This window comes from Sphingobacterium sp. HSC-15S19, from assembly GCF_050433745.1.
In the GTDB taxonomy this organism is placed as follows: domain Bacteria; phylum Bacteroidota; class Bacteroidia; order Sphingobacteriales; family Sphingobacteriaceae; genus Sphingobacterium; species Sphingobacterium siyangense.
Window position 1 is genome coordinate 59,969 of sequence record NZ_JBNPWQ010000026.1, and the last position, 17,465, is coordinate 77,433.

At 38.8% G+C, this 17,465-nt stretch carries 15 protein-coding genes and 1 tRNA gene; 8 read left to right on the forward strand and 8 right to left on the reverse strand.

The features are described from left to right. The first annotated feature begins 1 nt into the window (after position 1). The 3 genes from L1283_RS19775 to L1283_RS19785 all read left to right on the forward strand — a co-directional run bounded on the left by L1283_RS19775 (position 2) and on the right by L1283_RS19785 (position 2,932). Complete coding sequence (locus L1283_RS19775) at positions 2-1,006, forward strand: glutathione synthetase (RefSeq protein WP_075991800.1); 1,005 nt, start codon at positions 2-4, stop codon at positions 1,004-1,006. Between the two features lie 132 nt (positions 1,007-1,138). Further along, positions 1,139-2,122 carry a lipoate--protein ligase gene (locus tag L1283_RS19780; RefSeq protein ID WP_286851975.1) on the forward strand — a complete coding sequence of 328 codons (984 nt, stop codon included), beginning with the start codon at positions 1,139-1,141 and terminating at the stop codon, positions 2,120-2,122. Positions 2,123-2,164: 42 nt separating this feature from the next. Then, positions 2,165-2,932 carry a methyltransferase domain-containing protein gene (locus L1283_RS19785; RefSeq protein WP_286851974.1) on the forward strand — a complete coding sequence of 256 codons (768 nt, stop codon included), beginning with the start codon at positions 2,165-2,167 and terminating at the stop codon, positions 2,930-2,932. Between the two features lies 1 nt (position 2,933). Here L1283_RS19785 and ybaK read toward each other — a convergent pair whose 3' ends face one another. Next, positions 2,934-3,410, reverse strand: a complete 477-nt coding sequence (ybaK, locus tag L1283_RS19790) for a Cys-tRNA(Pro) deacylase (protein WP_075991803.1) — start codon at positions 3,408-3,410, stop codon at positions 2,934-2,936. Positions 3,411-3,413: 3 nt separating this feature from the next. Beyond that, on the reverse strand, positions 3,414-5,075 hold the full coding sequence (locus L1283_RS19795) for a DNA polymerase/3'-5' exonuclease PolX (protein ID WP_075991804.1): 1,662 nt from the start codon (positions 5,073-5,075) through the stop codon (positions 3,414-3,416). 260 nt (positions 5,076-5,335) lie between these two features. Here L1283_RS19795 and L1283_RS19800 point away from each other — a divergent pair, with 260 nt between their 5' ends. Beyond that, the gene (locus L1283_RS19800; RefSeq protein ID WP_286851970.1) at positions 5,336-6,460 is read left to right on the forward strand and encodes a lipid II:glycine glycyltransferase FemX; all 1,125 of its coding nucleotides are present in this window, start codon (positions 5,336-5,338) and stop codon (positions 6,458-6,460) included. A 3-nt stretch (positions 6,461-6,463) separates the two neighbouring features. Here L1283_RS19800 and L1283_RS19805 read toward each other — a convergent pair whose 3' ends face one another. After that, positions 6,464-7,666, reverse strand: coding sequence for a hypothetical protein (locus L1283_RS19805; RefSeq protein WP_232475793.1), 1,203 nt, complete (start codon positions 7,664-7,666; stop codon positions 6,464-6,466). A gap of 342 nt (positions 7,667-8,008) precedes the next feature. On the opposite strand from L1283_RS19805, the gene L1283_RS19810 reads away from it, so the two are divergent. Further along, complete coding sequence (locus tag L1283_RS19810; RefSeq protein WP_083663549.1) at positions 8,009-8,437, forward strand: nuclear transport factor 2 family protein; 429 nt, start codon at positions 8,009-8,011, stop codon at positions 8,435-8,437. Between the two features lie 63 nt (positions 8,438-8,500). Here the strand turns inward: L1283_RS19810 and L1283_RS19815 are convergent. The 3 genes from L1283_RS19815 to L1283_RS19825 form a co-directional block, all read right to left on the reverse strand. Continuing rightward, positions 8,501-8,574 (reverse strand) — tRNA-Ala (locus L1283_RS19815). A 219-nt stretch (positions 8,575-8,793) separates the two neighbouring features. Then, on the reverse strand, positions 8,794-9,546 hold the full coding sequence (gene bla, locus L1283_RS19820; RefSeq protein WP_088160893.1) for a BlaB/IND/MUS family subclass B1 metallo-beta-lactamase: 753 nt from the start codon (positions 9,544-9,546) through the stop codon (positions 8,794-8,796). 73 nt (positions 9,547-9,619) lie between these two features. Beyond that, positions 9,620-9,958 (reverse strand): cupin domain-containing protein, encoded by a 339-nt coding sequence (locus tag L1283_RS19825; protein ID WP_286851968.1) that lies wholly within the window; start codon positions 9,956-9,958, stop codon positions 9,620-9,622. A 187-nt stretch (positions 9,959-10,145) separates the two neighbouring features. Between L1283_RS19825 and L1283_RS19830 the strand changes: the two genes are divergently transcribed. Continuing rightward, positions 10,146-12,086 (forward strand): IGHMBP2 family helicase, encoded by a 1,941-nt coding sequence (locus L1283_RS19830; RefSeq protein ID WP_286851966.1) that lies wholly within the window; start codon positions 10,146-10,148, stop codon positions 12,084-12,086. An 81-nt stretch (positions 12,087-12,167) separates the two neighbouring features. Here L1283_RS19830 and L1283_RS19835 read toward each other — a convergent pair whose 3' ends face one another. Continuing rightward, positions 12,168-13,688: an acyl-CoA dehydrogenase family protein gene (locus tag L1283_RS19835; RefSeq protein ID WP_120334849.1), complete on the reverse strand. Its 1,521-nt coding sequence runs from the start codon at positions 13,686-13,688 to the stop codon at positions 12,168-12,170. A gap of 174 nt (positions 13,689-13,862) precedes the next feature. Beyond that, entirely contained in the window at positions 13,863-14,729 is an 867-nt protein-coding gene (locus tag L1283_RS19840; RefSeq protein ID WP_172840662.1) for a helix-turn-helix domain-containing protein, read from the reverse strand. Positions 14,730-14,959: 230 nt separating this feature from the next. Here L1283_RS19840 and L1283_RS19845 point away from each other — a divergent pair, with 230 nt between their 5' ends. Together L1283_RS19845 and L1283_RS19850 are read left to right on the forward strand one after the other, a co-directional pair. After that, complete coding sequence (locus L1283_RS19845; protein WP_145331303.1) at positions 14,960-16,168, forward strand: exo-beta-N-acetylmuramidase NamZ family protein; 1,209 nt, start codon at positions 14,960-14,962, stop codon at positions 16,166-16,168. A 24-nt stretch (positions 16,169-16,192) separates the two neighbouring features. Further along, positions 16,193-17,446 carry a PQQ-binding-like beta-propeller repeat protein gene (locus L1283_RS19850; RefSeq protein WP_286851964.1) on the forward strand — a complete coding sequence of 418 codons (1,254 nt, stop codon included), beginning with the start codon at positions 16,193-16,195 and terminating at the stop codon, positions 17,444-17,446. Positions 17,447-17,465: the final 19 nt, after the last annotated feature.

Below are 17,465 nucleotides of genomic sequence, written 5' to 3' on the forward strand. Positions count from 1 at the left end.
TATGAAGATAGCATTCGTGATCAACCAAACCCATAAAGAAACTGCTCGTTTCACGACGACTGTTTTGGCATTGAAAGCCCATCAAATGGGACATGAAATTTATTATATTGGCTTGGCCGATTTCTACTATGAGTCGGCCCATATTGCCGCCCATGTGCGAAAAGTGCTCCCTGATCAGATGCTTACTTCTACCAATAGCCTCATGGAAGTATTGCGCGCGACAGAAAAAACGAAGATGATGTTGGAAGAAATGGATGTGGTCTGGCTACGATTTGATCCAGTCCTGGATATGGTTAGCCGACCTTGGGCTGCTGCTTCAGCCCTACAATTTGCCGCTCTACTAAAAGAAAAAGGTGTATTGGTTATCAATGATCCCGATAGCCTTAGTCGGGCCAGTAATAAGTTGTATCTCGAGGGATTTGATGAATCTATTCGACCTAAAACAATTGTAACCCGAAACTATGCCGATGTCATTGAATTTTTTGAACAACAGAATAAGCTTATTATTTTGAAACCCTTAAAGGGGTCCGGCGGTAAAAACGTGTTTTTAATCAATAAGGATAATCAGCAAAACCTCAAACAAACTGTAGAGGCTATTGCCCGAGATGGTTATGTAATTGGCCAGGAATATCTTCCGGAAGCTGCCCGCGGTGATATTAGATTCTTTTTACTAAATGGAGAGCCTATTTCGATCAATGGAAAATATGCTGCTGTTCATCGCGTGCAACAAGGTGATGAGATTCGGAGCAATGTGCATCAAGGCGCAAAGACCCAAGCAGCTATTATTTCACCGGAGTTATTGCTTATGGTCGATAAGATCCGGAATAAATTAGTTCAAGACGGAATGTATTTTGTCGGTTTGGATGTGGTGGGAGATCGTATTATGGAAATCAACGTATTTAGTCCGGGTGCATTATGCCAGACGGAAGAAATTGTAAAAGAGGATTTTTCGGCGCTTATTATTGAAAAATTAGCGGAGAAAGTTGCTTTCAGAAAACGAGGTTGATGACAGTTGTATCGATGAAAATTGATGTTGTTGAAATCGCTACGGGAGTGCTAAGCTAATGATTTGCGGTAATTATGAATTTGAAATGAATTACAGGAATTAAATTCTTGTTATTTTTGAAAAAAGAAAAATATGCTGATTATCGATTCTCCATCCCGCAACGCCTATTTTAACATCGCTTCAGAGGAGTATTTATTGGGTAAATTTCCGGAAGAGGATATTTTTTTACTCTATGTAAACGACCCTTCAATTATCGTGGGTAAATTTCAGAATACCTTGGCAGAAATCAATCTTGATTATGTCAACGAGCATCAGATTAAGGTTGTGCGACGAATGTCTGGCGGTGGTGCTGTTTATCATGATGCTGGAAACTTAAATTTTTCTTTTCATACCTTATTGGGAAATCATGATTTTATGGATTTTTCGACCTTTACCCAGCCGATTGTACATATTTTGAACAAATTGGATATCCCTGCAAAATTAGAAGGAAGAAATGACCTCCTGGTAGATGGGAAGAAGTTTAGCGGAAATGCCAAGCTTGCAAAAAATGGGAAGATGATTCAACATGGTACGATATTGATTGATTCGCAGATGCAGGTATTAAGCGATGCTTTAAAGGTCAATCCATTGAAGTTTGTGGATAAAGCGGTAAAATCGAATCGTGCACGTGTCACAAATTTAATTGAATATCTACCTGCGGGTTTTACGACTGGAGATTTTAAGGAATTGTTGATTGAAGAAATAAAACGTGAGAATCCGGCAGCCAAAATGATTGAGCTTACCGCTTCGGATATTAAAAATATAGAAAAATTGGTTGAAGAGAAGTATGAAACATGGGATTGGAACTTCGGTTTTTCACCAAATTATAACTTTAAAAAAGCAATTAAGATCCCTGCAGGATTCATCGAGTTGCATTTGGATGTACATAAAGGATACATTGAACGGGCTAAAATTTTCGGTGATTTTTTTGCATCCCGATCAATTCATGAACTTGAAAATTTATTGATTGGTGAAAAGCATGAAGTAGGAGAGATTGATACCTTACTGAAATCAATTGATTTGACGACGTATTTTGGAAAAGTTCAACCCGCAGAAATTCTTACTTTGTTTAAATAGAAAATGTAGTACTGCCCTATACGGGTGTTAATTAATAAATATATGCCTTGGAATCCAGCTATATACAATCAATTTAAAGATGTCCGTTTTAAACCGTTTTATGATTTATCTGAACTAATTACTACCGATAAAATGGAACATGCCGTCGATTTAGGTTGCGGTACAGGTGAACAGACAGCTATCTTAAGCGAACAATTCTCTCAAGCGACCTTTCTTGGGATAGATTCTTCTGCGGAAATGCTTTCTAAAAGCCATAAGTTGGAAACGGAACGTCTGAAATTTAGGCAAAGTTCCGTTGAGAACTTCATTGCAGAGCCAAAAAACTGGGATCTTATATTCAGTAATGCTGCTTTACAATGGCTGGAAGATCATCAGGCTCTTTTCCCTCAAATTATTTCTAAGCTTAATGTTGGCGGGCAATTGGCGATACAAATGCCTTATCAGCCCGAAAATATACTCAATAAAATTCTATTTGAATTGGCGACGGAAGAACCCTATCGATCCTATTTAAGGGGCTGGAATAGGCCTTCTTCGGTATTGGATATGGATACTTATGCGCAATTGTTATTTGATAATGGCCTGGATCAATTAAACCTTTCTCTTCGTGTATATCCGCTCATTGCTGCTGATGCAGACATGCTTTACAATTTTATCGCTGGGTCTGCTTTGATTCCTTACATGGAACAATTGGAGGAAGATAAGAAGTCTGTGTTTGTAACTGAATTTAAAACACGTATCGAAAAACATTTCACTAAATTTCCAGCGATCTATTCTTTCAAGCGCATTTTATTATATGGGCGTAAAGGGTAATTCACATATCGATCAAATCGGACCAATGGGCAGCTGTGATCGTAGCCAGGTCTGTTGGGGCTAAAATAATCTGAAGCCCCCTTTTTCCTGCGCTTACCGAAATCGCTGTCTCCAATTGTGCGGCCTCTTCAATAAAGGTTGGGAACTGTTTTTTCATGCCAATAGGTGAACAGCCACCACGAATATAGCCGGTCACCGTTAAAAGGTCTTTCATTGGGAGCATTTCGCAGTTTTTATTCCCAGAGGCCTTCGCTATTTTTTTAAGGTCGAGCTGTGCGTTTCCGGGAATTACGGCAACAATATAAGGATCTTTGTTGCCTTTTAAGACCAGGGTTTTATAAAGCGTTTCGGGTGACAAACCTAGGGTTTCGGCGACATGCTCAGCACTGACGTCCTGTTCGTCTACCTCATATGCTCTGAGTTCATACTTAATTTTTGCTGTGTCCAACAGCCGAACAGCATTTGTTTTACTCGACATACCCTAGCCTTGTTTTTTCTTATTAAAATAGGTCGTTATGGCATCTAGCGCGTATGCATTCAAACAGTTGCTTGCCTGCAAACCACCCTTTTGCGCCACCAATACACCATATTGCATATCGTGCAATCCCTCTGTACGATGGGCATCGGGATTGATGGAAAGTAAAACTCCTTTCTCTACTGCATAACGGTGCCATCTCCAATCCAGATCTAATCGTAAAGGATTTGCATTTATCTCAATGACAACGCCATTTGCCGCACAAGCATCGATTACCCGTTTAAAATCTAAGGGATATCCGGCTCTACTTAATAATAGTCTTCCTGTTGGATGGCCTAAGATTGTTGTATACGGATTTTCGATCGCTTTGATTAGTCTTGTTGTGGCTTTGTCTTCGTCCATTTTCAGATTGGAGTGTACGGAGGCGACAACGAAGTCAAACTTAGCCAACACCTCATCGGGATAGTCTAATGAACCGTCAGCTAGAATATCAGATTCAATTCCCCTGAAAATCTTGAATGGAGCCAATTTTTCGTTTAATGTCGCAATCTCATTCCACTGCTGCTCCAATCGCTCAATGGAGAGGCCGTTGGCATAAACTGCCGTTCGCGAGTGATCGCATATACCCAAATATTCTAGCCCCAGGACATCTTTACAATGTAATGCCATTTGCTCGAGGCTATGTACGCCGTCACTATAGGTGGAGTGATTGTGGAGTGTTCCCCTGAGATCTTTGTATTGAATCAGCTTTGGCAGTGAATGCGTTTGAGCCTGCACTATTTCATTCAACCCCTCTCGTAATTCGGGTTCAATATAATCTAAACCCAAGTTACGGTAAATGGCCTCTTCACTGGAAAGTGAAGGAAGATCCGGTAGAATATTAAATAGAAGATCGAGATGTGCAGTGGATCCAGTACTAAGAACCAGGTCGCGATAAAAATCATTGATATTACTACTGAATACTTTGAAAGTAAACCCCAATTCATCGGTCAGTTCTATGGAGTTTTCTGTTTTTTCCACTAAAGTAAATCCATCGAGGAATTTTTCGACGTTGTCTATACTTTCCGATATTAAAAGATCTACGGTACTCAAAACCTCGCATTTTCTTCTGAAATCTCCTGTATATGACAGCAGCGAAGAAGGGAAATGCAATTTCAATTCGTTGAAAAATTTTTCTGCCAGTGGAAGTACTTTTGCATATAAAAACCATCCCTTGTTGGAAATAGAAAACTCAATGGATTTTTTGATGTCTTCCTGCGTTTTAAGACCAAACCCTTTTGCTTCTACGAGACGGTTTTCATTACAGGCGTAAAGTAATTCGCCCACACTTTCAATCTCGAGTTCTTTCCAGATAATTTGAATCTTTTTAGGGCCAAGGCCCTTAATATTTAACATTTCAATAATACCGGATGGTGTGTTTTCAATAAGATCCTCAAGCTCTTTGAAAGTTCCTGTAGCGGCAACTTCTTTGGCTTTTTCAGCCGTACTTTTTCCTATTCCTGGCTGTGCACTCAAATCTTCAAGACTGGCCTCTTCAATACGGAAAGGTAGCTTGTCCAACTTAAAAGAGGCACTTGCAATGGATTTTGTTCGAAAAGGATTTTCGTTGTGAAGCTCCATCAATTGGCTACATAATTTGAAAATTTTTGAGATCGCTTTATTGTCCATCGTATTTGAATTGTTAAGCTACAAATATCTTAAATTTTAGGTCAAAATAACAATTCAAATACGGATATTATAGCGTTAAATAATGTAAAAAAGCTACTTTAAATGCCTGTTTTTCTCTATTTCTTGAAATTAACAACAAAGTGACAAATGCATGTGTGCTTAACCAAACATTTTGGCTATGTTTGCCGTTTTTGGGTGTTAAAATTGTGGTTATTTTGAGCATATCTTATAAAAACAACCCTATTAAATAGTAAAATATCATGATAGCAGACATTAGTGACAAAGAAATCAGTGGGCTTTATAAAACAGGTATTATTCAACAAACTGCTTATTGGTCTGCAGTAAAAAAAATGCAAGGTATACAATCCAAGGCATTTAATTTTAAATCCAAACAATCCGATCTGTATGTTGGGGTCGAAGACGATACCTATTTTATCGGCGATCTATTAATTATCATACAAGCCATAGATCAGGAACATAGCATTGCCTATGTACCTTATGGGCCTGAGATTGAACCTTCAGATGAAAACCAGGGCTATTTTTTAGAACAGTTATCGGAGAGCTTACGTTCCCATCTGCCACCAAATTGTATAATGATACGCTATGATCTATCTTGGGAATCACATTGGGCTAAAGAGGATGATTGTTATGATCTTCATGGTAACTGGCTAGGGGTACCGGAGAAACGTATTCAGGAAATGCGCTTTAATTTTAATACAGAAAACTGGAACTTTCATAAAGCCAATACAGATATACTGCCTTCCAATACTATTTTTATGGATCTTAGAAAGGGTGAGGATATGTTGCTTGGAAATATGAAATCTAAGACGAGATATAATATCAATTTAGCAGAGCGAAAAGGAGTACGTGTGCGTTCGCTGGGGCTTGAAAGTTTGGCGGTTTGGTATGAGCTTTATCGGCAGACAGCTCTTCGAAACAACTTTTTTTTACATGATATAAGCTATTTTAAGATCGTTCTTTCTGCAAGGGCAAGTGATACATTATCTCCCGCAGATGTATATCTTTTAGTAGCCGAAGTGGATAACCAGCCTTTGGCCGCTATGTTTTTGGTAATTGCGGCAAATCGGGGGACTTATCTATATGGAGCTTCTGCTTCCGAAAATCGTAATTATATGGCGACATACGCTTTGCAATGGCGTGCGATGCAGCTTGCGAAAGAAAAAGGCTGTACGGAATATGATTTCTTTGGAGTATCGCCACAGGCAGATCCTTCACACCCTTTATATGGCCTTTATCGTTTCAAAACAGGATTTGGTGGTGAAATCTACCATCGTATGGGCTGTTGGGATTATCCCTTGGACAATAGGAAATATCAGTACTATGCGTCAATGGAGTTTAAAAACCAGAGCTATCATTTAAGTTAGAAATTAGAAGACCTCACCCAAGGTGAGCCTAACGCCGCGGTGATTCTTACTGATACCATAGTCGATTCCAATGTTGGTGCCCGAGTTTTTGTTAAATTTAATTCGTGCACCAGCACCAGTGCCGACGTTCCAGTCTTCGAACATGGAATTCTTTGGTCCGTTTAATGTGGTAAAGTTCATAAATGCAACAAATCCAAATAAGCCATTTTGGGTGATATCACGACGATATTCCGTTTCTAAATAGTAAAGTGATTTGCCACGAAAGCGGCTGACTGGAAAGCCTCTTCCCGAACTATTGTATGGATCCCATCCTAAATTCGGAAGATCAAGATAGGGCGCTTTACTATTAAATACCGTCCAGAAGAAACTCCTTATGGCAATCATATTTTGGCGATTTCTGTCTTGGGTAAGCCTATGGTATCGTCTAACTTCGAGAAATAGCGATTTCCAGTTCTGATCGCTTCCTAAAAATGTCGGATTTACACGGAACTGTAAATTGGCATAGTTACCCGACCAGGTATTGATCGAATTGGCGCGCGTATCGTAAATTAAATTGAAGCTGACTCCTGAAGACATGGTATTGTCTTTTAAATCTGTTCCATAAGGGTAGGAAGTGTAGTCTTCGAGCTTGGTATTGCTCGTAGACTTAATATTCATTCTATAATCCAGGTCATAACCAATGCCCATAAAAAGGCCTCCATGAATTCTTTTTAATGCATGTTGGTATAAACGAAAGTAGGTGTAATCTAAATTAATCTGCTGATCACCATGATGCTCTTTGCCAATTCCCCAAGTTTCGTGCGGATATTTTAGTAGACGGATATCCCCATCAATCACCCATGTATTCTCTTTTAACCAGATGTAAGAACGGATTGGCAGGCCAAATCGTTTTCCAAAATTTGTGTAGGGCGTAAATGTCATTTTGGACATATAGGTATCGGAACGATCTCCTAAATAAAAGCCTGCGGTTGTACTTGTAATTAAAGCATGTCCGCCTCCAGGAACATTTGTTGAAAAGGGTAAAAAGGAAAAATAGATTTTCTTTCCTGTACTATCGACTGTTTGGGGTGGCTTGATATGTAATATTTCTTTTCCAATATCAATCAGGTCCCGTTGTTTACTTGTATCAGCGAGATGTTTGGTAGTTTCTATTTCATTGACGGGACGTTGTGCATATGCAGTATCGGCAAGTACAAGTAGAACCATCAAAATAGAACATTTAATATAAAAAATATATGCGCTATCGTAGTGTGTCATGAAAGAATGCAATCTAGCAGGAAATAGATAGAATAACAATATTCAAACCAATAATTTATTCATTCTGTCACGTTTTGGCTATAAAGAGAATTGATTGGAAATTTCATTCGCCTAGAAAAAAATATCATTTACCGATTTTAATGTAATGTTAATCTAAATGTAATGAAATCAATATATGAGTTGTCTTAACTTTGAATCAGAAAATAAATAAAAAAAGTACGCAACAAATTTATATAGTAAGCGACAATAAAATAAGAAAATATACTAATACATTATAAAATTGAAAAAGATATGAAAACTTTAGTAAAAACATTTGTAGCAGCGGCAATGATTGCAATCTCTACTTGCTCAATGGCTTCAGTTAAACCAGAAGAACGCAATTTAATTACTGCTGATTTAGCCATCGATGAATACGTTGGAGCAATGACCGAAGGTCAGGTAGCTAATTTGGACAAGCTTTTTACAGCTGATTTTGACCAGAAAATTTGCGGTAAACAAGATTTGAAACATAGCCGTCATGAGATGATTGAATTTTTGAAAAAACAAAAAGGAATCAAGATGAACTGCAGAACAACAACACAGATCGTTGAAGAATTACCTGATTATGCAATAGCGAAAGTTACGATGCAATTTGATGGTTTTGCTAAAACAGATCTGATCACACTTGTTAAAGAAAACGGAACCTGGAAAATTTCTAAATCTGTAAACTCTTATAAATAAGAATTTGCTGTCAAAATTGGTCGATTAAAAATAAAAAAAGGGTACTTAAGTACCCTTTTTTTGTGGAGCATATCAGATTCGAACTGATCACCTCTTCACTGCCAGCGAAGCGCTCTAGCCAAATGAGCTAATGCCCCTGCTTTATTTGGTGTCGCTAAGATAGTACTTTTTTGGATAAACTAAGCCTCTTTTTTATTTTTCTACTGTTTTTTGTAGATCTGTTATCTAGTTGCTTTTTTTTGACGATCTAAATGCATTATAATCAATGGTTTTATCTATTTGGTTCCTTAAAGATATTTTTATCCTATTGAAAAACAAGAGAGTTTACAGGCGTACTGGAGGATATGAACAATGTATTAGTGTCCTCCTGTAAGCAGCGCTTCGGTTCGCTTTATCTGACCTTTATCTTTCCAGGCATCGTGCCCAGGAATAACCATATTAATTTCGGGATATTTTGCCAATAACCTCGCTAGGGATGGCTTCCAGGATTTTATATCCCCATCTGCCGTAAATCCTAGATCTTGGGCTTCGGAGCTTTTTATAAAACAACCACCGTCTAGGATCTTATATTTGGGAAACCAGACAACAACATTGTCCATGGAGTGTCCGGCACCAAAAAAGTTCAAAACAAAAGATTGTCCGCCGACGCTGTAGGTTTTATTGGTGGAAACAAGATGAGTGGCCTGGGCTTTGTGATTTGTTTTTAGCAGTTCGTTCGTCATTTTTGTTGCATAGGTTGGAATTCCAATGCGGTTGTAATAAGCAAAGCCACCTGCCCGGTCTTCGTGCCAGTGTGTCGCGTAAACAGCAATGACGGGTAAATTATGTTTCTGTTTGATACTGTCCAATAAGGGTTGATATTGTGTGGAATCCCATGGTGTATCAAAAAGGATAACGCCTTTTTTTGTAATTAGGTATACCGCATTAGCAGCATATTTGGTCCCTTCAAATGTATTAAAGGTCGTGTAAAGATACAGTTGCGGATTTATCTTCTCTATTAAAAGAGGCTTTTCTTGCGCTTGTAGAGATGGGGAAAGACCGAGTAAACCAATGCTCAGGCATACACCAGCAAATGTTGCGCGAATATGAGGAGAAAGAAGTGAGATCATATTTTTGAATGTTATTGCATTAACGTTAGAGCAAAATGATTATTATTTTTTCAAGACCTTATTAATACATTTTTTAGGTAGACTGAACAAAGTCTTCGCGATAAGGCGTGAACGAATCGATCAGTTCTCCTTCTTCAAGACATTCACATCCATGAATCAATTGTGAATAAATGATACAAGAGTCGCCTGCAGTTAGGATCCTTTCGACACCATCAATATGGTATCGGAATTTTCCCGCACTCACATAAGAAATCTGTGTGTGGGGGTGTTGATGAAGTGTACCGATGGCCCCTTTTTTAAAACGAACTTTCATGAGCATGAGTTCATCATTAAAAACGAGTATTTTTCGCATAACGCCTTCGCCCAGGTCTGTCCATTGCTGCTCGCTGTCGTGTAAGAATATTTCGCTCATCTAATTGTTGATTTATGGATGTTTTGATTGGAAAACGCTCTCTTTCCCAATTATAGTAAAAAAATACGAATTTACGGCCAGATCCATTGCTTCTTTTGAAGCATATCAATTTGCTTTATAAAATTTGACAAAAGATGGGATGAATTAAAAACCAAATGGTCCAAATACGTAAAAAAACAGTTATTTTGTGCTTGAGCAATATGTATATTACACGATGAATTATTTCGACGAGCTTATTACTTTATTACAAGAAGAGCAGCAATTTGATCGATTACAACATGAAAACTTGTTGTTGAAAAGTAGTTTGAATGAACGAAGAATGCAAGGTGTCACCTGGTTTCCGATTCAGATAACAGATACGGAGCTCGGAAGAGGAGACTATTTGTCCGTTAATTTAAATCGAACAAATCATTATGAGGTCGAACATAAGTTTCGCTTTGGTATGCCAGTTTGTCTGTTCTCAAATCACGATCCCGACCGAGATCGAATAGAGGGCATCATATCTTCGATCAATAGGGATGGGATGCGAATTTCATTTCGTGTCGATGAACTTCCAGAATGGAGCAGAAGAGGAAAGCTTGGTGTTGATTTGTTATTTGATGAGTATTCCTATCGGCAGATGTTCAATGCATTGGAGAAAGGAAAGGAATTGAGCCGTGATGCAAAGCAAGGTGGTTTTGTGAGAAGATTAATCGGTGAAGAGGTGATTCCAACTGAATCTATTGGAAAATTCTTTGAGCATCCCAACTTAAATACAGGGCAAAATAAAGCCATCCAACAGCTATTGGAAGCAAGTACTGTGGCTCTTTTGCATGGGCCGCCGGGGACAGGGAAAACAACAACATTGGTTCAGGCCGTGAGCGCATTGCTAAAACAATACAACAAGCAAGTATTGGTTGTTGCGCCGAGCAATACGGCCGTTGATCTGTTAACCGAACGTTTAGACGCTGCTGGAATTGCAGTAACAAGAATAGGAAACCCTGTTAAGGTTTCGGAACATCTTCAAGAGTTGACACTCGATGCAAAGATTGATCGACATCCCGCAAATAAGGATATTAAAACACTTCAAAAACAAGTGCGGACGTATACAGAGATGGCTCAAAAATATAAACGTAATTTTGGGAAGGCTGAGCGGGAGCAAAGAAAAGCATTGTTTGATGAGGCCCATCGAATCAGAAAAGATGTCGATAAGATTCAAGATTTTATCAGTGCAGATGTTTTGGATAAATCGCAGGTAATCACTGCAACTTTGGTTGGATCGAATCATGAGGTTATTCGCAATCGTAGCTATGAAACAGTCATTATTGATGAGGCCGCACAAGCATTGGAGCCTGCTTGCTGGATACCGATATTAAAGGCACATCGGCTTGTTTTGGCCGGTGATCACAATCAATTACCTCCAACAGTAAAATCTAGTAGGGTATCTCACCATGGCCTGAGCCATACATTATTCGAAAAATTGGTGGACCATAATCCGCAATTAGTTTCTTTGTTAGATGTGCAGTATCGCATGAATGAACAAATTATGGAATACCCGTCCGCAGCCTTGTATAATGGTTTGTTGAGAGCAGATAGTACAGTGGCACAGTGGAGCTTAGCAGTGGATACCGAACCGGTCTTATTTATCGATACAGCGGGAGCGGGGTTTGAAGAAACGGAAAGTGACGGCGCAATCTTCAATATTGGAGAAGCTCATTTTATTAAAGCCCATCTGAACGACCATATTGGGGCTTGGAAAGCTTCCTTGAGCCTAAATGAAAGCCTGAGCATCGGGGTGATTGCACCTTATCGAAAGCAGGCCACTTTATTGAAGGAGATATTGGATGGGGAAGAAGCGCTACGACCTTTTAACGACTTGATTAAAATACAGACAATAGACAGTTTTCAAGGACAGGAGAAGGATGTTATTTATATCAGTTTGACCAGAAGTAACGCTGAACAGCAGATTGGTTTTTTGTCTGATGTTCGCCGGATGAATGTGGCAATGACTAGGGCTAAGAAGAAATTGGTTGTTATTGGAGATAGTGCTACAATAGGTTCACATCCGTTTTACCGAGAATTTATTGCCTATACCGAGTCGATAGGGCACTATCATAGTGTGTGGGAATGGGATATTTCAGCAATATAAAGCAAGATGCCACTTCCTATGAAGTGGCATCTTGCTTTTATTGAAACTTACTGACTAGATTGATTCTGTAGTCACTCCTTATTAAGAAGTGAACTTCATCCAATCCGTGTTATCGTCATAGTTCATAAGTGGTTCGGCATTATTGTTATTTGATAATTGGCCTACCAACATATAAATATCCATGCTCACGTGTTGACGTGTTATTTCTGTCATCTTATCATTGAACCCGGCATTGTTAATTTGTAAAACATACTGAAAACAAATGACGCGGGCGATTATCTTTCCAAGGGTAACCAGTTCACGTTGTTTCGGCTGTAGCGGAAAGTCAAAATTTAAGATTGATGAGAAAAACGGTGCTGCAAATTCAGTTGAGCTATATTTTTTTAGGAAAGACAATAAGTTGCTTTCTTTGGTTTTGCGCATAAGTTTACCGATCGCTTCAGCAACTTGAGAATAAAGCATTTCATTTGACCCCTCAAAGATTTGAAAAGGTCTACTGTCTATGAGGCCACGACCGGCAACATGGTCTAACCTGTAGCCATTAGCACCGGATAATTGCACACATATTTGCGCGGCTTCATGCATTAAGTCTGTCACAAATGCTTTCACACTATTGGCATCTACACCATAGGCTGAAAGGTCATTATGGATAGAGCTGATCGAGACACTGTATGAACACATTGCAGAACACAAGGTAAATGCAGCCTGTATGCGCGACAACTGAAATTTAACAGAGTCTAATTCATTTAAACTAATACCTGCTACACGGCGTTCGGAACAATGTGTCATGGCCTCATCCAACATCCGCTTTATAAAACCCATCCCCATTCCTGGGAACTGTAATCTGCTGCGGTGGAGGGTATCTAACATCAATTTAATTCCTGTACTTTCCGGGTTTAGTTTGTGATCCGCGGGTACATTAATGTCGATGTTGTTCACACCATAAGGAATCGCATAGAGCCCAAGGCTATTGTATTTCTTTGTAACAACAATCTTTTGTTCTTCGACGGCATTTTCTGTGACAAAGAAATCTATATCCCGCACCAGTTCTCCATTTTCATTTTTCTTGCGTGCTGTCACGAGCCAAAAGTCTGCAGCTCCAGTAAGACCTTGCCAGTGTTTTTCACCTTTTATATAGTACTTATCGTCCTTTTGTTCGTAAGATGTTCGCATATTGAGTGCGTCACTGCCGTAAGCCTGTTCGGTAATCATTAATCCTCCCATTGCCTGGTTTTCCAAAAATTGATGGAATACCCGCTCTTGAAGTAAGGTGTTGCCGTATTTGGCAAAAGGTTCCAAAAATAGCGCAATATTAATCCCGAAGATTAGCGATAAAGATAGTGATTCATAAGAAGCAGCTGCCAGTACACCCAAACATTCTTTTACATGAAGTCCCCGGCCACCGTGGTGTTCTGGGATAGCAACCGACAAGGGTTGCATTTTCATGATCTCAGCTAAAAACTCAGGCGGTAGCCCACGCGTTAAACTGAGCGAGTTATAATCATACTCTTTATTAAATAAGCTTGATAGCCTAGTTTTAAAATCCGCAATAAACAAATCGAAATCTTGGGTTATATTGTTGTGTTCTGAAACCTTAAGCATCTTTAAATATGTAATTAAATGATGGAACAATGTAAATTGAAACATGAAGAAGAACTGCCGGTTGACCAAAAATTCTCTTTTGCTTCAATCACTTACACAAAAATAACTCCAATCAATTTGATTCTCTTGTGTACTTCAGTATAAAAGATAGGACAAATCGTGCATATTGAAAACCTAAGTTGCTCTGTTTCGATAAGAAGTAGGAGAAACGCCAACTATTTTTTTGAAAAGCCGCGAGAAATAAGAGGGATCAGAAAAATCCAATTCATAACAGATATCTGCAATGCTTTTAGTGGATTCAAACAATAGAAATTGACTGTGCATAATCAGCACTTCAAGAATGAGTTCCTTCGACGATTTTTTGAATACAGAAAATACGCACCGATTAAGGTAGTTTGTAGATACCGCGAGTTTATCCGCGTAGAATGAAATATTTTTTTGCTTTTTGAAGTTTTTGTGCACCAGCTGTTTGAACATCATAGCAATTTCCTGTCTCCGATTGAGCGCTAGGTTGGATGAAGATAGCTTGATAATTTTTAGAATTGCAGATTTTAATAAATTTTCAAATAGTTCTTTATAAGGTAATTCCGAAAGCAATTCATCATAAAGTAATCTGAAAAGCTCTTGAAGATCGCTGCTGTCTCGCGCCGTTAAGTTCAGTAAGGGTGAGATATTAAAGATATTCAAAATCTCCTGTTCCCGGAATATGGAAGTCATTGCATTGTCGTTTATTAAAACGCAATGGCCTTTCGCAGATTTATCGACCGACTTTATTGTTGAGATATTGCCGTAATTGCTGATAAGAATTGCTGGAGCTGTTACGACATATTCCTTAGCTCCAATTTGATGTTTAAAATAACCCTCAGTGATATGAACAAGCAGGTTATAGCCCAAGAAAATAGGTGGGGTAGGGAATTTAATATAAGGAGCGATTTCACTGAGCTGGAATATCTTGATCGGCGATTGCTGGTAGCGAAGATGCTCCAAACTACCTGTCATAAAACGATCTACAAATTCACCCGCATTTACCTGCTTTTCCATTATCAATTATTATTATAAAATTTAGTATGCCACAGCTTATGAATGTCATCTATTGTTTCATGTGCAAATCATGCTCCCAATAATATTCCAAAGGTAGCTGGATAAAACTTGTTTATCAATTTTAACAAATGATTTGCTAAAATAAAGCTTTATCCTTAGTTTAGTTTTTGCAATCAGATAAATAGCCTGATGCTCAGGGGCTATATTTTAATATTATAAACCAAATGAATATGAAACTAGTGCTCATTTCTATCTTGACTCTATTCCTGTTCAGAAATGTAACTGCACAGATCTCGTTGAATTATTGTAATGATCGTATACAAACTGGAGCAGAACAAACCGAGCGTTATCTTCCTTATTTAATGAATAAACGTATTGCAATATTGGGAAATCCATCTACGGTTATTAAAGGGAGACACCTTGTTGATAGTCTACTCGCGCGCGGGGTTCAGATTGTGAGAATTTTTGGACCTGAGCACGGATTTCGAGGCAATGCAAGTAATGGAACTGAAGTGGGGGACGAAATCGATCCGACAACCAAAATTCCTATTGTCTCTTTATACGGGAATAAGAAAAAGCCAACAGCGAAGGATCTAAAAGATATCGATCTGTTTATTTATGATGTGCAGGATATGGGGGTGAGATTTTATACCAACATTAATACCCTTCGGGATATTATGGAAGCTTGCGCAGAAAATGATAAGGAGCTCTTGATCTTAGACCGGCCCAATCCCAATGCCTATCTAATTGACGGTCCTATTTTGGAGGAAGAATATAAGTCGGGTATTGGGCAATTCCCTGTTCCTATTGCACATGGGATGACTACAGCTGAATTTGCCCAGATGATCAATGGAGAAGGTTGGATGAGTACTAAAAAGAAGTGTAAATTGAAGATTATTCCTGTAGCAGATTATGATCATAGTATGCTTTATAAGTTACCAGTCAATCCTTCGCCCAATTTAAATACGGAACAAAGCATACTCTTATATCCAAGTATCTGCCTCTTTGAAGGTGTGAAAGTGAATCATGGTAGAGGCACCGATTATCCCTTTGTTGTGATCGGTAGTCCAATCTATAAGGGTATATATGACTTTTCATTTGTTCCCGTCAGTAAAAAAGGGATGAGTGAATCGCCACTTTTTATGAATGAAGAATGTTATGGAATAGACCTGCGTAAATATGATCTGCAGCAGCTAGTAGATAGCAAAAAAATAAACCTATCCTGGATGATAGCGCTGTATCGGAATTCTCCGGAAAAAGACAAGTTTTTTGATCAATCATTTTCGAAACAGATTGGCAGTATCGAAAAGCTGGTGGGCGTGGGTTTATTTCGCAAGCAAATTGAAGCCGGTGTTTCGGAAGAAGAAATCCGAAAAAGCTGGGAGCCGGGCCTAAGTAATTATAGAAAGACTAGGGAAAAATACCTTATCTATCAATAATATAACCTGAATAAAAGTAAATCGATGTTTGGACTAAAATATGATTGGCGCCAAATTATTATCCTATTTATTGCAGTGGGATGTTTTTGTCAATTACGGGCGCAGCAGCTGGCTAAAGGCCTAGATCGCCAAAATTATACAGCACAATCCAACATTAGGTTAAATCCCGCGTTGAAATGGAAATTCAAAACAAAGGGAAGGTTGTTTTCTTCGCCCGTCGTTTGGAAGGATATCGTTTTTGTCGGGTCTTGCGACAGTAATCTTTACGCATTGAATAAAACGAGCGGTAATATACTTTGGAAGTATAAAACTACCGGTGAAATTCGGTCGACTGTTGCCATTGATGGCGGAACAGTGTATTTTTTAAGCACTGATGGCTACTTGTATGCCCTGGATGTCCAAACAGGTCGAAAATTATGGCAGTTTTCAACCGATGGTGAAAAGAGTTATGATGTATGGGACTATTTCCTCTCATCTCCTGCGGTTGCAGATGATGTAGTTTATTTTGGGTCTGGAGATCATCATGTTTATGCCGTAGATGCTAAATCGGGAAAACTTGTTTGGAAATTCCTGACTGGAGGTATTGTGCATGCAGCCCCAACGTTGACACAACAGCGTTTTTTCATTGGTAGTTTTGATGGTTATTTTTATTGTTTGAAAAAAGATGGTACCCTTCATTGGAAGTTTAAAACGCTTGGCGAACGTTATTTTCCAAAAGGCGAGATTCAGTTCCATGCAGCAGTCGCCGACAGTACAGTCTATTTTGGTGCTCGTGACTTTAATGTATATGCGCTTAATATCGAGAATGGAAGTGGTTTTTGGGTATATCATCAACCAGGGAGCTGGACGAGTGTTCCTAGTATTTTTGACGATAAGCTTGTCGTAACCATGTCGGATTCCTATAGTATACTTGTTTTAAATAGAATGGACGGTGTGAAAATAGTTGAACCTAAAGTGCCCTTAAACACATTTAGCAGTGCCACTATCATAGGTAATGAGGCTTTTTTTGGAACGCTGGATGGTGTAATTTATAGATTGGATATAAAAAACGGAGAAGTTGTGCCTGTTTTTCAAACGGAGTCGAGTAAAAAGAACAGGCCGTTGTTTATAAATGATGAAAATGTGCTCCGCGCTGATCTGCAACAAAAATATGAGGATGATATTACAAGACTATTTGCAGACTACCTGCAGATGGGAAGTATCTTTTCAACAATTTGGATTGATGAAAATCGGCTTTATTTTAGTTCGGCTGATGGTGCCATCTATGCATTGGAATAGTAAGTACGCGCTATTTACA

Excerpts from the sequence above, each read along its gene's own strand:
- L1283_RS19775 (WP_075991800.1), top strand. The coding sequence starts at position 2 with ATGAAGATAGCATTCGTGATCAACCAAACCCATAAAGAAACTGCTCGT.
- L1283_RS19780 (WP_286851975.1), top strand. The coding sequence starts at position 1,139 with ATGCTGATTATCGATTCTCCATCCCGCAACGCCTATTTTAACATCGCT.
- L1283_RS19785 (WP_286851974.1), top strand. The coding sequence starts at position 2,165 with ATGCCTTGGAATCCAGCTATATACAATCAATTTAAAGATGTCCGTTTT.
- ybaK (WP_075991803.1), bottom strand. The coding sequence starts at position 3,410 with ATGTCGAGTAAAACAAATGCTGTTCGGCTGTTGGACACAGCAAAAATT.
- L1283_RS19795 (WP_075991804.1), bottom strand. The coding sequence starts at position 5,075 with ATGGACAATAAAGCGATCTCAAAAATTTTCAAATTATGTAGCCAATTG.
- L1283_RS19800 (WP_286851970.1), top strand. The coding sequence starts at position 5,336 with ATGATAGCAGACATTAGTGACAAAGAAATCAGTGGGCTTTATAAAACA.
- L1283_RS19805 (WP_232475793.1), bottom strand. The coding sequence starts at position 7,666 with ATGGTTCTACTTGTACTTGCCGATACTGCATATGCACAACGTCCCGTC.
- L1283_RS19810 (WP_083663549.1), top strand. The coding sequence starts at position 8,009 with ATGAAAACTTTAGTAAAAACATTTGTAGCAGCGGCAATGATTGCAATC.
- bla (WP_088160893.1), bottom strand. The coding sequence starts at position 9,546 with ATGATCTCACTTCTTTCTCCTCATATTCGCGCAACATTTGCTGGTGTA.
- L1283_RS19825 (WP_286851968.1), bottom strand. The coding sequence starts at position 9,958 with ATGAGCGAAATATTCTTACACGACAGCGAGCAGCAATGGACAGACCTG.
- L1283_RS19835 (WP_120334849.1), bottom strand. The coding sequence starts at position 13,688 with ATGCTTAAGGTTTCAGAACACAACAATATAACCCAAGATTTCGATTTG.
- L1283_RS19840 (WP_172840662.1), bottom strand. The coding sequence starts at position 14,729 with ATGGAAAAGCAGGTAAATGCGGGTGAATTTGTAGATCGTTTTATGACA.
- L1283_RS19845 (WP_145331303.1), top strand. The coding sequence starts at position 14,960 with ATGAAACTAGTGCTCATTTCTATCTTGACTCTATTCCTGTTCAGAAAT.
- L1283_RS19850 (WP_286851964.1), top strand. The coding sequence starts at position 16,193 with ATGTTTGGACTAAAATATGATTGGCGCCAAATTATTATCCTATTTATT.